Origin of the sequence: Fischerella sp. PCC 9605 (genome assembly GCF_000517105.1) — a bacterium.
Taxonomy (GTDB): Bacteria; Cyanobacteriota; Cyanobacteriia; order Cyanobacteriales; family Nostocaceae; genus PCC9605.
Genome location: NZ_KI912148.1, coordinates 2,559,565 through 2,573,608 on the forward strand (window position 1 = coordinate 2,559,565; position 14,044 = coordinate 2,573,608).

Sequence of the window (14,044 nt, forward strand, 5' to 3'; positions counted from 1 at the left end):
GTGGTGAAATCACCAAAAATCGCGAAACAGCACCTGATTATTTTTACTCGCTATCCGGAACCAGGCAAGACAAAAACGCGACTCATACCCGCTTTGGGAACTGAAGGTGCTGCTGAACTCCAGCGCCAAATGACTGAACATACGCTATTTCAGGTTCAACAATTGCAAAAGACAACTACTGTTTCTGTAGAAGTGCGGTTTGCTGGTGGCAATTTTGAACTGATGCAAAATTGGTTGGGGATTGGTTTAGTTTATCAGTCTCAGGGTGAAGGGGATTTAGGGAAGCGGATGGAGCGATCGCTCTTGAATGCTTTTGTTGCAGGCGCACAATCTGTAGTCATTATCGGCACTGATTGCCCTGGTGTTAATGCCCAGATTCTCGCAAAAGCCTTTGTAGAACTCCAGCAATGTGACCTTGTGCTTGGCCCAGCAATTGATGGTGGTTATTACTTGATTGGTTTGCGGCGTCCTGTTCCAGAATTATTCATTAACATAAATTGGGGAACTGTTCAAGTATTAAAACAAACTGTAGACATTGCCCATCAACTTAATTTATCAATAATTTACTTGCCGACATTAGCCGATGTTGACCGTCCAGAGGATCTGTTAATTTGGGAAAAAGCTATTGCTGGGGAGTAGAGATGAGAAAACGTTGGTTGTTGGTTGTTGGTCGTTGGTTGTCAATTATCCAGCCTCTAGGTTTTTCCTGATTCGACTTGGTGTCTTAGTGTCTTGGTGGTTCAAGAAAATTTATTTTTTCACCACAAAGACACCAAGACACCAAGAAAATTTATTGTTTAGGATTGCACCACCAAAGGGCTAGAACACCAATTCAGTAATCTTCAAATTGGAAGAGAAGAAAAGGAGGACAAGGAGAGCCTTTTATTCATATTAAGCGCGTCTCCCACTCTCCGCGTCCCCGCGTCTTCTTCCCCTTCTCCCTTGTCTTACCGCACCAAGAATTCATGAATGTTGAATCGATGCTCTAGTATCTACTCTCCCTACCTACACATATAGTATCAACTAACACTAAGGTTTTCCGGAAGACACTAGTATCCGTAAGTGTTACCGTGGTGTATTGACAAAGACAAGAAAAATAATTAATCACCCAAAACTCTGGGTTTTCAACAATCCCTCAGAAATTGGAACGTTCAAGAAATTTGACATAGAATAGTCACTCATTCTTACTGAGTACGAGATGATGTATGAATAACAATTTTGCTGCTGTTACTGCTGCCCGTACACTGAAGGTGGTCGGGATAATTTTAATTTTGTCCTTTTTGCTTGACTTCGTGATTTTGTTGTTTCCTTTCCAACCAACCAATCGTCTATGGCAAATAGAGTTGGCAACAGCTTTGGTTGATCGAGGAATTGTGCCCTTGGTGGGTTTGGCTATGTTATTTGGTGGGTATTGGGCTGATACTGTTAATGATGGTCGCCCGTCTGGTATAGATTTAAGATTCCCAGGGTTGGTATTATCCTGTATCTTGGGTTTGATGTTCTTGCTAATTTTTCCTCTGCACCTCAACAATGTACGTCAAGCTAGTGTTCAAAGAGTAGAGCAAATCAACAAAGATGCAGAACAAGCAGAAACCCAACTGCAAAACCAGCTATCACAAGTGCAAGCTCAATTGAGTAACGAACAAATCAAAGCGGAGTTAGAAAAACAGAAAAACCAAGTTAAAGCTCAATTTAGCGAACTGCTCAAAGATGAGCAGAAATATCAGCAAGCACTTAATAATCCTAACCTTCCCCCTGCTGTAAAAGACCTACTCAAGAAGGCTAAAGCAAATCCCCAAGAACTAGATAAATTTATTGCCCAGCAAAGCGATCCGGAGCAACTTGCCAAGCAGCGACTCCAGAAAATTCGTCAGGATAAGGAAGAAGCTGAAAAACAAGCTAAAGAAAGAGCATGGAAATCTGGACTGCGAATTGGGATGAGCAGTTTGTTATTGTCCATCGGATACATTATCATCGGCTGGACAGGATTAAGAACTATGGGTGCTGCACAAGGTAATATAGGCAAAGCTACTGCACGTTAGTTCTTAAGGCAGAAGGCAATAACAGCTATGAAATCAAATTTTTGGTCATAGTTTAGCTGTCTGGTTATTTTCGCCGTACTGCACTAGCTCGTTATATCTAAGTACAGCTTTGCGTAAAAGCGTAGCGATTTAAAGCGCACTCGTGAGCAAAGGTAAACGCAAAGGGGCGCGGAGTCTTGGTGCTAAAATTTCGCCATGAACTTATGCAATGTTGTACTAAGGCAGTATGTTATACACAAAGTTACTAGATTCTCATACTGCCACTTCTATAGATTTTTGATTTGAGATTTTAAATTTCGGATTAGGTTTTATTAAAGATGGGTATGCGGTATTTACGTAGCTTATAGAATTATTTATAACATTTATTGATGCTATTAATGAGTTTGAAATGTTCTCAATTTACATATTGACTTATAACGAAGAACTAGATATATCTGCTTGTATTGAGTCAGCAATGCTCTCAGATGACATTATTGTTGTGGACTCATGCAGTAGCGATCGCACTGTGGAATTTGCCAGTCACTATCCTATCCGCGTCGTTCAACACGCTTTTGAAAGCCACGGCCGTCAACGCACCTGGATGCTAGAAAATATACCTCCGAAATACGAATGGGTCTACATTCTTGAAGCTGACGAACGCATGACGCCAGAACTGTTCGCTGAATGCGAACAGGCAATTCACAATCCAAACTATATCGGCTACTATGTTGCCGAGCGCGTCATTTTCATGAATACCTGGATTCGCCGCAGTACGCAATATCCTCGCTACCAACTGCGTCTTTTCCATCACGGTAAAGTCTGGTTTGCAGATTACGGTCATACGGAACGAGAAGTTTGCGACGGGGCAACAAGCTTTTTAAAAGAAACCTATCCTCACTACACTTGTAGTAAGGGTTTGAACCGCTGGATTGAAAAACATAACCGCTATTCCAGCGATGAAGCCAGAGAAACCCTATATCAACTAGAAAATGGAAACGTCAATTGGTGGCATTTGTTCTTTGGTAGTTCAGAAGTTGAACGTCGCCGCGCTTTGAAAGATTTGTCTTTGCGCTTACCCGCCAGACCCCTGCTACGTTTTTTGTATATGTACTTTATTTTGGGTGGTTGCTTGGATGGACGCGCTGGGTTGGCTTGGTGTACATTGCAGGCATTCTATGAGTATCTGATTTTGCTCAAAGTCTGGGAAATGAAGCATATGCCCACACCCAGCTTAGATACTGTTATTAGTCATTAGTCATTAGTCATTAGTCATTAGTCAATGGTCAATAGTCAATGGTTATTAGTGAAAAACTCTTGACTCTGGACTTTTGACTCTTGACTCTTGACTTTTTAAATTTTTTGGCAGTTTGTAAATAGCGTTGCACAATTATCATAGAGATTTTTTTGAACTTTCGCATACGGGCGCAAAGAATAACAACTTGGCGTCTCTATGCCAGAGATAGGTGTATCTTAATTTTTGAACAGACAGAGTTGACCGATTCAAAGTATGGCAGGACATAGTAAATGGGCCAATATTAAACGCCAGAAAGCAGTAGTGGATGCAAAAAAGGGTAAGACATTCACTCAGCTTTCGCGTGCGATTATCGTTGCTGCCAGAAGTGGCATCCCAGATCCAGCAGGGAATTTTCAACTTCGCACGGCAATAGAAAAGGCAAAAGCAGCTGGCATACCTAATGAAAATATTGAAAGAGCGATCGCCAAAGGTGCGGGTACTTTTGAAGGCGATGGTTCTCAACTGGAAACAATTCGTTACGAAGGTTATGGGCCTGGAGGAGTTGCGATCTTAATTGAAGCCCTCACAGATAATCGCAATCGTACAGCAGCTGATTTGCGTGCAGCTTTTAGTAAAAATGGCGGTAATCTTGGTGAAACAGGATGCGTTAGCTGGATGTTTGCTCAAAAAGGTGTTTGTACTGTTGAGGGAGTAGAAGACGAAGAAAAGCTTTTAGAAGCATCCCTAGAAGGCGGTGCCGAGTCTTATGAAATGACAGAAGATCACACTGCTGAGGTATTCACTGAGGTGACAAATTTAGAAAACCTCAACCAAACCCTAAAAGAAAATGGCTTTCAGGTTAGTGATGCCGAATTGCGCTGGATTCCAGGTAACAACGTAGAAGTCAGCGATCCAGATCAGGCGCGATCGCTGCTTAAATTAATTGATACCCTTGAAGGCTTGGATGATGTCCAAAACGTCACTGCTAATTTTGAAATGCCAGAACAACTAATGGCTGTTATGGCTTAGTCATTAGTCATTAGTTAAGAAAAAATATATTTGATGTTTTCGCCAAAGTCGGATGCTCTCTTTTGTGCTTCCTCAACTCCGCCATGCAGCGCTTGGTGCGCTGTTTCGTAACAGCCGAACAGGCATGAGTTGCTCTCTAACACGTTATGAATGGCGATCGCATTACGAATATTTCCCTTTAGCTAAAGGGTGAGAATGTACCGCTACATACCACGGTATATTAATTCCCAACATTGTCGCTTGAACCCCTCGTGGCTTTAGCTGCCAAGCGCTGACCTAGAATATAAGCGAACCGTATCTTAGTTATGTGCACAAAGCAAAGCGTCTGTGTGACAGAATCGCTCTTAAATTGGCCAACAAGCAGATGCTTCCTAGTCCCAATAAAATGTATGTGGGAGCCATCACCACTCCCATCATGAACCAAGCAAATACGTGTAGTATCATCAATAGAGCAAAGAAACTAGCAATTCCAGCAGTTTGCCAGATTTCAATAGCCGGACGACCCAATAATGTGATAATTATTGTCGATGAGGTAGCAATCAGGTTGGCTGGAATTAGAAAGGCACAAATGCCAATACAGTAAGTGCTTGAGAATGCTGTCAAGGTGTTGAAGTCTAACATTAATTATCCTGGGTTAAGTTGCCAAAATTTATATAGATTTTTATGGATATTTGTACTTGTATCCTAAAGACTAGTTGGACTTTAAAAGATTTGTTAAGTTGATAACCGAAACTACTGTGTTAATTCAACCTAAGTGAAGACTCACTAAAAATTTGAACAGCTAAAAAGTTGTTGGTTCAGAAAACGAAACTGATGAAAAAGGGCTAATTAATAGAAGGCTTCTACATTGTGTCGAAAGGCGATTAAGGCGTGCTTACCCTGTTCCTCTTTCAGTGCCCAAAGGATAGCATCAGATACTTCTAGTGAAACAATAGTCTTAATTTCAATGTTAGTGTTGTAGCCTGCTAAGTCTGCCAAGCGTCTTCCATGCCCGCCCTCACCTTGTACTTGACTAATGGTGTAACCGCTTACACTGTGGCTTTTTAGTAGCTTAACAATACGGTCTTTGAGTACTGTCTCACCAATAATAGTGATCAGGACGGCAGGTTGGACAGGAAAGCCTAAGTTTGTCATAGAGAACTCCAGTGAATGGGTTTTGGCTTCTAAACCTTAAATTTTCAACGCACAGTCCAAATTCTGAGTCAAAAAGGCTCAAGCAGAAATGCCTGAGCCCCTACTACATCAAATTAATTTGTGGACTAACGGCTTAGCTCAAATAGCTAAATCTGCAAAGCTTAATAACGGTTACGTCCGCCGTAATTACTGCGGTTGCCACCAAACGAGCCTCTTTCTTCTTTAGGTCTAGCTTTATTTACTTTCAAATCACGACCCATCCACTCAGCACCATCAAGAGCTTCAATGGCAGCTGTTTCTTCAGCATCTGTACCCATTTCCACAAAACCAAAGCCGCGCAAACGACCCGTGTCACGATCCGTAGGTAGCTGAACCCGCTTGACAGAACCATATTCTGCAAACACAGCATTCAGACTATCTTCTGTAACTTCGTAAGAAAGATTACCTACATAAACTGACATAATTATGTCTCCGAAATTATAAATGTGTAGAGATTTAATTTTCGGAGAAAAGTTTGTAAATACCAAAAACAAAAACCCTGTTAATACTAAAAACAAACACTATTAACCGAATTAACTCTCATCTCCTATTATGACATAGTAGTCAACTTTTAGGGGGAGATTGGAAAAAGCATTACATATCTACACAATGATATATGCGTTTTGAAGGTAGTAGAGATGCTAGGTGCTTTAGTAACTCATGTGCAAAGTTATCTAAATGCGCCCAGAGAATTTGCTTGTGGAGATAGCGACGCGAACTGCACTTAAGGCGAATAATCAATTTGAGCTTTTTTGAAAAAAGTTATGATAGGTAGCTGAAGTGTTATACTTAGTAACATCCCCAGATATTCTTTTCCTAAATAACACGTTTAAACGTGTATAAAATATGAAAACCGCTTCAAATCTCATTCCAGAATTTGAAAAATTATTTAGACAAAAATTACGACTAAATAATTGTAGGCTTCAGAAGAAAAAACAAGAGAATAATTATGAAATTACTACTCCCGCTAGAGATATTTTTTTGATGTCTTGGTGCGAGTTTCCCGAAATTAACTTGGTATATCAGCCTGTAGGAATACGAACAAAGCAGACTATAATTTATGAGCGGGCTATCCGTGACCATATTAAATTTTGCGTGAGTAGCGTCCAGGATAACCCTCACTCTAGCCTTATTACTTTAGATGGATAAAACTAAAGTTGTTTTATTTTTAGTATTTAAAATCTCTTCGTTGATGCGGTTGGCGAAGGTATTACAAAGCCTTCTACAGACGTGTTGCCACTTTAAACGGTCAACGACAAATTAATAATTTTAGCGTCTGTATCATCTCTTATATCTAATTTGTAGTAATTTGACTAACAGTATCAAATAGTACTTGTAGGCGTTAATTTGCTTGGGGCAACATTCCAATTCGGCGAACCGATTGCGAATCTCTATGAAATGCTTTTGGCTTTTGATGGGTGTTCGTAGTACAGGGAGTTGTGCAAACATGCAGGCAACACTAATTCAATGTTTGTGTTGTTTTAGTATTGGCGATGTTGGGGATAGCAGGCGATAGTAGGTGGTCACTATTAACAAAGCTTATTGCAACAGACACAGTTAAATAGTTCAACATATGTAATAGATAGCAACCGTTAATGGACATGGCAGAAAGTAACCAACTAGAGATACGCTACATTAGCCCGAAAGTGAGACAGTTGATTAAAATGTACGCCGCTGTTAATAACTGTACGCAGTCTGAAATGTTGGAGCGCATTGTTTTGGAGTGGAATGCCCAACAAAGCGGGAGCGAACGACCGTCAGGAGACGAAGATGAATAGCTTTATTAGCTTTTGACGTGGGAAACGAAAAAACGTGCCTCAAGTCCTTGCTCCGAGCTGTGCTTACGTGACATACTCCCGACGCTGCTGCCGATCAGGCTCAATGGATTATTATCTGTTTGAGCCACCTCAAAAAGTGAGATGCTCCCATAATTATTCTCGCACTCTCCCACTCCTCCAAGCTTGCCCTCTACAACGCGATCGCGTAAAAATAATAATTAAAATGCTGTAATTTGTCTTAACAATGGCGCAAGCACAGCTTTCACAAACTGTTTCCCCAAGCCAAGTAGCTACAGACAAACGGGGATACGATTACGATTTGGTCATTGTCGGCGGCGGAATCATCGGCTTGACCTTAGCCTCTGCTTTAAAATATTCTGGGTTGAGTGTGCTGCTGATTGAAGCGAAAGTAGAATCGGCGGCGGTAACTAAGGGACAAGCTTACGCCGTACACATGCTGTCGGCGCTAATTTACCAAGGCATTGGAGTTTGGGACAAAATATTGCCCCAGATTGAAATTTACCGTCGCGTCCGCCTTTCTGATGCCGATTATCCAGATGTAGTAGAGTTTACAGCAGCAGATATCAATACAACAGATTTGGGCTATGTAGCAGAACACCAAGCGCTGTTGTACCCATTGCGGGAGTTTGTTCAAGACTGCCCGAATGTCACTTATCTGTGTCCGGCGGAAGTGGTAAGTACGCATTACCACCAAGATACAGTAGCAATAGATATCAAAGTGGCAGGGGAATTGCGGACAGTACGCAGCAAATTATTGGTGGCTGCTGATGGTTCGCGATCGCCCATTCGTCAGGCTGCTGGTATTAAAACCAGAGGCTGGAAATATTGGCAATCTTGTATTGTCGCATTTGTCAAACCAGAGAAATCTCACAACAACACTGCCTACGAGAAATTCTGGTCTAGCGGCCCATTTGCAATTTTACCTTTGCCAGGGAATCGCTGCCGGATTGTTTGGACTGCCCCCCACGAGGAAGCAAAAGCCCTGTGTGCTTTGGATGATGAGCAATTTTTAAGAGAATTAACTCGCCGTTTTGGCGATCGGATGGGCAAATTGGAACTACTCGGCGATCGCTTTATTTTTCAGGTGCAACTGATGCAAAGCGATCGCTATGCCTTACACCGATTGGCTTTAGTAGGAGATGCAGCACACAATTGTCATCCCGTCGGCGGTCAAGGTTTAAATTTGGGCATACGGGATGCAGCAGCTTTGGCACAGGTAATACAACAAGCCCATCAAGCTGGTGAAGATATTGGCAACATTCAAATCCTCAAACGCTACGAACGTTGGCGTCAGCGGGAGAACCTGACCATTTTAGGTTTTACTGACTTGTTAGACAGGATATTTTCTAATAGTTTCTTGCCTGTGATGCTAGTTCGTCGCCTGGGTTTATGGATTGTGGGGCGAGTGCCAGTGTTAAGAGTATATACTCTCAAGTTGATGATCGGTTTAAAAGGGCGTACTCCTGAATTAGCACAACGCTGAGTATTTCCAGATTACGCCTCTACTCCTGTAAATTCTTTGTGTCTTTGTGTCTTTGTGGTTCAAAAAGTAAGTTTTATTAACCACCAAGACACGAAGACACCAAGTCGAATCATGGTTAACCTACCTGTTCAATTTTGGATTGGTCTTTGACTACAACCTTGACCTTAACGCCGACGCCCTCCTTGACCAAAACACGAACCTTGACGACAAGATCACCGACCTTGACCACAACCTTGACCTTGACCGGCATGAGTTTTTTTCAGAGGATTCAAGATATCCTCTTAAAACTGTCATATATAGATATAGTTATCAGTCAGCTACAATACAGTCGTAAAAGGAATTGGGAATTGGGAATTAGGAATAGGTAAAAATTATGAATGCTGAATGCTGAAAATTTCATAATTCATAATTCATAATTTTTATGCCTCTAGCGAAGAACGAAAAAGTACACGTCCTGGAAGTACCTCGTCGTTAATCTTGGCATAAACCCGCAGACAGGCAGAAACTTCTCCCGGTATACCGCCAATATCAAGTTGCAAATCGTCTTTTGACCAAGTGTAGACATCGGCATAGGTTCCCCACAACGGACGAATCTGCACCTGATAACCAGCATCACGGGCTTTTTCCACTACTCCATTGAGAGTGCGCCGCGCTTCTTGTTGCAACTTGCCCCACCAAGAAAAGCGATCGCAGATTGGTAAGTAAACTAAAGAATGGATCGCCTCATCTAAATCAAGTCTGGCACGGAGAGCGATCGCTGGGTCAGCGTCAGCAGTGGCGAGGACGCGGTGGAAGCGATCGAGGAGTGCTGTAACATACTTAGCTTGTTCTGACTCTGAATCCAAAGACCTAACACCAAAGCGATCAACACTTTTCAAGGCATGGTGCAAACACTTATCTATCTCGATAAATTTAACACATGTAGAAACGATTCCCGCTAAAACATCAAACTCTCCATCTCTTGTTTCCATTCTCAATTGCGGATCGAAACCAATATTGTTTGACAAACACAATCCTTTAGCTTCAATATTTCCCTTCAAACCAGAGTAAACATGCTCGTTGCGGCAGAAAGACATCTGTTGCAGGGAAAACTTGTCTTCTAAAGCGCCTAACTGACTTACTTCTGCTAAAATACGCTCCTGCCAAACATGAGCCAGCTTTTCTGGAACTCGCAGCAGCAGACGTTGCAGTTCATTCCATAAATCAGTATCATTGCTGCTGTGAAATTCGTATTCACCTACATATTGCAACAGTTCTTTATCAGTCAGCAAAGCTTCGCAAATGTATTTTAGTTTCAGTTCGCCTGTTGTTGCTGGTTGAATTGGTTCAAACACATCCTCCCAAGATAGATGGGGTGATGGGGTGATGGGGTGATGGGGTGTTATCTTCTCCCCATCTCCGGTTCTCCCCACCTCCCAATCTTTCTCGGTTAATATCTTTGCTTGCAAAAGTTCATTTAACTCCTGTAACAGTTCCTGGCAGATACTGTTACCTGGATCTTTCGTGGCTTCCTTCAGTGCTTCTTGTAATTGAGTCCGCAGTCCATATAAACCCAACCGCAGTACCCAAGCTAATTTTGAGTCCTCAATCTCTAATAACTTGCTGAGGTGCTGCATGTTTTCTCCATTATTTATTGAATGCTCACGCCAAAAACCTCTCTTTTCCTCTGCGTTCTCTGCGTCCTCTGCGTTTCATTTAAAATTTTCTAACGCAAAGGGGCGCAGAGGTTAGCCGCAGAGGGGAGGCAGCGCGTTGGAGGGTTTCCCCCCAACCCCACTGACGTGGGGGCCCCGCAGCCCCCCGTTGTAGCGACTGCCGTCGCGCAGAGTTTTTTAATGCAATCCGCAAAATGGATCGCGTTCTGTCTCAACGTTATTAGATTGTGCTTGCAGGGAGTCTCGAAAAACACATCCTTCTTGTTTGAGGCATTCTGGATTTGTTGATGTCCAGTAAGGTACTTCAAAGGCATGGACTCGCAAGATACCTTGCTTGTTGAGAGAAACGTAATATTTACAAGGATATTCGGTTTTGAAGTCTGGTTGTGGCAATTCGCCAATGAGTTCCCATTTATTGGATTCTGGGTTGCGAAATTGGAAGTAAAAAGTGTGTTTGCCACTGGCAGGAAAGGGAGGTAATTCTGCAATTAACCCCATGCTTTGTAGTTGCATTTCACTGTCTTCATAGCGGAAAATTTGTAAATCTTGAGTGTGGTCTTTTTCGGCGGCAAATAGGACGGTGTGAGCATCGGTTTTGAGGGCGATCGCAGATTCGGCAACGTTGACTGCAATATCGCATACTACTTTACTTTCATCGGAGATGACTGCTGAGGAACCGATCGCTTTTGCTGCATCTAGGCTGGGAATGTTGGCGGGAATTAAATAATGGGGTTTACCGCGAGAAAGTAGCAAGTCGATGTCTAGTTTTTGATTGATTTCAAACTGGACTTGAATGTGATTTTTGAAATCTTCTTCATTCATTCCTAGTTTTTTCATCAGGACATCACCGTTGTAGCTACCCCAAAGTTGGAGTTTCATATTCTCAAAGTCTTGACGCCTGATGTTGTTCGTCAATTGCATCCCCAGCCAAGGACTGCGAAATTTGGCCATTGCATCGTCGGCTTGGAGTTGATACAATTCTTGCCCGGCATGAAAAATTGGATCGGGACTACCGCCAATTACTTCTCTAACAAAGGAGCAGGGTAGAAAATAAAACAGGTTTTTGACATCTATATATAATTGGTTGGCTCCTTTACGCAGCAAGTCTTTGGCTTGTTGGGGGGAGAAACTCAATTGTCTGAGTTTTTCGGCAAAGCAGGCTCCGGCGGAAGTTGCTAGTTTGGTATATTCAGGTTCAAAGGTGACGCGTTCTTCGTTCCAGACGAAATAGTTAGACTTGCTAAATACCCGGTAAAGTTCGCGTTCGACAAGTTCTAAATTGCAGGTTTTGCCCGAAAGAATTAACCAATCTACTGTTTCTGGAGAATTATGAGGATTGACAGATTGATTTTTAAAGGCATTTTCGATCAATCCTTGGGCGATACCAATAGCTTCGCGAATAACAGGGGCTACGGCCTTTTCAAATTGTTCAACTGTGATTGTCACGTTCAAGCGATCGCTAACATCACTAGGTAAGTTGATGTCGTTATGTGCTAGCAGTTCTGAGATTTTTTGCCCATCCAGGTTAAATACAGGTGTATCTGCTGTTACACGCTTTTCCCCGAGGGTGAGTTTAGCTGCTTCGGCGTATTCCCAAAGGGTGTAAAAAGTTTGAGCGCGAGATGGGGCGTTTTTCCAGCGGGTGGGTAATACTTTTTCGGCGTCGTTTAAGGCTTCTTTGTAAGCTTCGCCTTCGCGAATTTCGTTATCTACACAAGCTAACAGCGAACCTTTCTGGAATTTACCCTTTTGGAGAAAGCGGTCGCTCAATTCTTCTGGTTGGACTTTTAATACATCTGGGGGTAAATTTTCCTCGGCAATTGCACTGAGTAAACAATCGGCGATCGCTGCTTTCAAAAGTAAAAACAGTCGCAGTGTAATCAATTCGCCGCCCAGTTGCAAATGACCGGAAGAACCTAACAGTTTAGGCGTAAGTTTATAGTAGCGTCCACCATCACCTCGATCTTCCCCTGGCTCGAAAGGGTTAATTTCTTCTAGGGTAAGGCGAATCAAGGCTAAGTCGGTAGTGCCACCACCAATATCTAAAACCATAACATTTTGCCACCATCTATCCCCTTCGCGACGACAGCGAGTTTTGAAAGATTCAATTCCTAAATTCAAATCACCGCCAAATTCTCGCCATAAAAAGAATATCGCTGCCGAAACAGCCTCGTCATACGCCATCTGCACATCGTCGATATCCAGTTGTTTCACCAACTGCTCTATTTCGCGGCGGACAAATGGTGAAGCGATAGTTGGGTAAGTGACTACGGCGCGGTAAAATTTACCTTGGGAACATTTACCCGAACGCTGGCGGTATTTTTCGGTCAAATCAATCAGCTGAGCATAAGCTGCTTGCAAAAGCTTGTTGACAGGGATAGTATCCTCTTTGTCATTCAGGGTAATTTGAAAAGAGCGTTCTTGCCCAAAGTAGCGTTTGGGTGAATGCAGGAACCTGCTATCAATTCCCTCTCCTTGTCTGATGGCGTCGAGGCGATGCTGCTTGGCTTGTTCACCTAAGCTGACTTTGACTTTTGCTGGATCGTCCTTCGGTAAAAACGGTTCTAAACTGATAATTTCGATCTCGCTGGGAATTTCACTCAAACGCCGATCTTTATCTAGTTCTACCGAGATTAAACTTTGCCATTCTAGCGGTGGAACGCGAAATACTTCATGGTAGATTTTGTTTAAGTGCTTGCTAGCAGCGCGACGAAACCAAGGCAAGCGCTTGCTCAGAGCAATTTCAATTTGGCGGATCGCTTCTAAAAATTGCTCTCCATGCAAATTGCGTAAATTTACACTATTATCATCTTGCAAATTTTTACTAGCTTCAGCCAGAAATCTTTGCCATTCTTGCACCCAAGCATCCTGACTTAAACCCGCGATATTCTCCACAGGACGTTGAGTTAACCATGCAGCTAAGCGATCGCGCAACCTAGTTTCTTGTTCGCTAGGAAAACTATGAGGCGTGACAATCACTTTCGGATCGTAAAGTGTGACTGTCGAGTTAGATGTACCAAAATCAATTGCAAACCAGCCGGGATAAGTAATTTCTGGCTGATTTTCGATCTGCTTAACTGGTTCAGCTTCTGCTACTAATTCCGTTTCTGGTAGCGTTTGCGATGTTGGATGTTTGAATGAGCTTAACACTGAATCTGTAAATTCTGTAAAAGACATGATTGGTTTTTTAATCGAATAATCTTTGCTTGGATTAGTCCAGATATTGCATTCAGCAGTGGTGTATTTACTTATAGACAAAAGTGGTTCGCCCATTGCATCTGAGTCAAAATACTCTACAGCTACCTGTAAAGTGCAATTAACACCCGCTGGTAAAGGTTGATTCCACCGACAATCACTTTGCCTTAATCGCTGAGGAGTAGAAAGTTGTAAAAGTTTAGTTGTACCAAAGTTTACACTTTTATATGCGGCTTGCATCGCAACTGCCAATTCTTCTGGCGTGCCAGTAACAAATATATTAATTCGGAAAATATGAGGAAAATTATGAGTAGGATAAGGTTTAATTTCAATTGCTGGTAGCAGTAACAGTGATGGGTTGTTTGGATTAGTACGTAGTTGATAACGATTAAAAAGTTCGATTTTGATCGGCATTATTATATATTCCTTTGTGTTTCTTCTTCGTGTCTTAGTGT

14 protein-coding genes are annotated in these 14,044 nt (G+C 42.3%); 8 read left to right on the top strand and 6 right to left on the bottom strand.

The genetic code is table 11. The features are described 5' to 3' along the window. The 5 genes from FIS9605_RS0113530 (at position 1) to FIS9605_RS42655 (ending at position 4,477) form a co-directional block, all read left to right on the top strand. Complete coding sequence (locus tag FIS9605_RS0113530) at positions 1-639, top strand: TIGR04282 family arsenosugar biosynthesis glycosyltransferase (RefSeq protein WP_026733065.1); 639 nt, start codon at positions 1-3, stop codon at positions 637-639. A 566-nt stretch (positions 640-1,205) separates the two neighbouring features. Further along, a complete protein-coding gene (hpsJ-B, locus tag FIS9605_RS0113535; protein ID WP_026733066.1) occupies positions 1,206-2,042 on the top strand; it encodes a hormogonium polysaccharide biosynthesis protein HpsJ in 837 nt (278 codons plus the stop codon). Positions 2,043-2,430: 388 nt separating this feature from the next. Then, positions 2,431-3,276: a glycosyltransferase family 2 protein gene (locus FIS9605_RS0113540; protein ID WP_026733067.1), complete on the top strand. Its 846-nt coding sequence runs from the start codon at positions 2,431-2,433 to the stop codon at positions 3,274-3,276. 252 nt (positions 3,277-3,528) lie between these two features. Further along, on the top strand, positions 3,529-4,284 hold the full coding sequence (locus tag FIS9605_RS0113545; RefSeq protein WP_026733068.1) for a YebC/PmpR family DNA-binding transcriptional regulator: 756 nt from the start codon (positions 3,529-3,531) through the stop codon (positions 4,282-4,284). Between the two features lie 52 nt (positions 4,285-4,336). After that, positions 4,337-4,477, top strand: a complete 141-nt coding sequence (locus FIS9605_RS42655; protein WP_155960415.1) for a hypothetical protein — start codon at positions 4,337-4,339, stop codon at positions 4,475-4,477. A 110-nt stretch (positions 4,478-4,587) separates the two neighbouring features. Here the strand turns inward: FIS9605_RS42655 and FIS9605_RS0113550 are convergent, their stop codons facing one another. The 3 genes from FIS9605_RS0113550 to FIS9605_RS0113560 form a co-directional block, all read right to left on the bottom strand. Continuing rightward, positions 4,588-4,905, bottom strand: a complete 318-nt coding sequence (locus tag FIS9605_RS0113550) for a hypothetical protein (protein ID WP_026733069.1) — start codon at positions 4,903-4,905, stop codon at positions 4,588-4,590. Between the two features lie 207 nt (positions 4,906-5,112). After that, positions 5,113-5,418 (bottom strand): P-II family nitrogen regulator, encoded by a 306-nt coding sequence (locus tag FIS9605_RS0113555; protein ID WP_026733070.1) that lies wholly within the window; start codon positions 5,416-5,418, stop codon positions 5,113-5,115. A 161-nt stretch (positions 5,419-5,579) separates the two neighbouring features. Continuing rightward, a complete protein-coding gene (locus FIS9605_RS0113560; RefSeq protein WP_026733071.1) occupies positions 5,580-5,879 on the bottom strand; it encodes an RNA recognition motif domain-containing protein in 300 nt (99 codons plus the stop codon). A gap of 424 nt (positions 5,880-6,303) precedes the next feature. On the opposite strand from FIS9605_RS0113560, the gene FIS9605_RS0113565 reads away from it, so the two are divergent. The 3 genes from FIS9605_RS0113565 to FIS9605_RS0113575 all read left to right on the top strand — a co-directional run bounded on the left by FIS9605_RS0113565 (position 6,304) and on the right by FIS9605_RS0113575 (position 8,739). Beyond that, a complete protein-coding gene (locus tag FIS9605_RS0113565) occupies positions 6,304-6,606 on the top strand; it encodes a hypothetical protein (protein ID WP_026733072.1) in 303 nt (100 codons plus the stop codon). Positions 6,607-7,052: 446 nt separating this feature from the next. Beyond that, positions 7,053-7,235, top strand: coding sequence for a hypothetical protein (locus tag FIS9605_RS0113570; RefSeq protein WP_026733073.1), 183 nt, complete (start codon positions 7,053-7,055; stop codon positions 7,233-7,235). Between the two features lie 244 nt (positions 7,236-7,479). Beyond that, positions 7,480-8,739 carry an FAD-dependent hydroxylase gene (locus FIS9605_RS0113575; RefSeq protein WP_026733074.1) on the top strand — a complete coding sequence of 420 codons (1,260 nt, stop codon included), beginning with the start codon at positions 7,480-7,482 and terminating at the stop codon, positions 8,737-8,739. Between the two features lie 115 nt (positions 8,740-8,854). Here the strand turns inward: FIS9605_RS0113575 and FIS9605_RS46095 are convergent, their stop codons facing one another. From FIS9605_RS46095 to FIS9605_RS0113590, 3 genes are all read right to left on the bottom strand, one after another. Next, positions 8,855-8,989, bottom strand: coding sequence for a hypothetical protein (locus FIS9605_RS46095; RefSeq protein WP_269321035.1), 135 nt, complete (start codon positions 8,987-8,989; stop codon positions 8,855-8,857). A gap of 169 nt (positions 8,990-9,158) precedes the next feature. Continuing rightward, complete coding sequence (locus FIS9605_RS0113585; RefSeq protein ID WP_026733075.1) at positions 9,159-10,355, bottom strand: hypothetical protein; 1,197 nt, start codon at positions 10,353-10,355, stop codon at positions 9,159-9,161. 216 nt (positions 10,356-10,571) lie between these two features. Further along, positions 10,572-14,003 carry a virulence factor SrfB gene (locus tag FIS9605_RS0113590; RefSeq protein ID WP_026733076.1) on the bottom strand — a complete coding sequence of 1,144 codons (3,432 nt, stop codon included), beginning with the start codon at positions 14,001-14,003 and terminating at the stop codon, positions 10,572-10,574. Positions 14,004-14,044 lie beyond the last annotated feature (41 nt).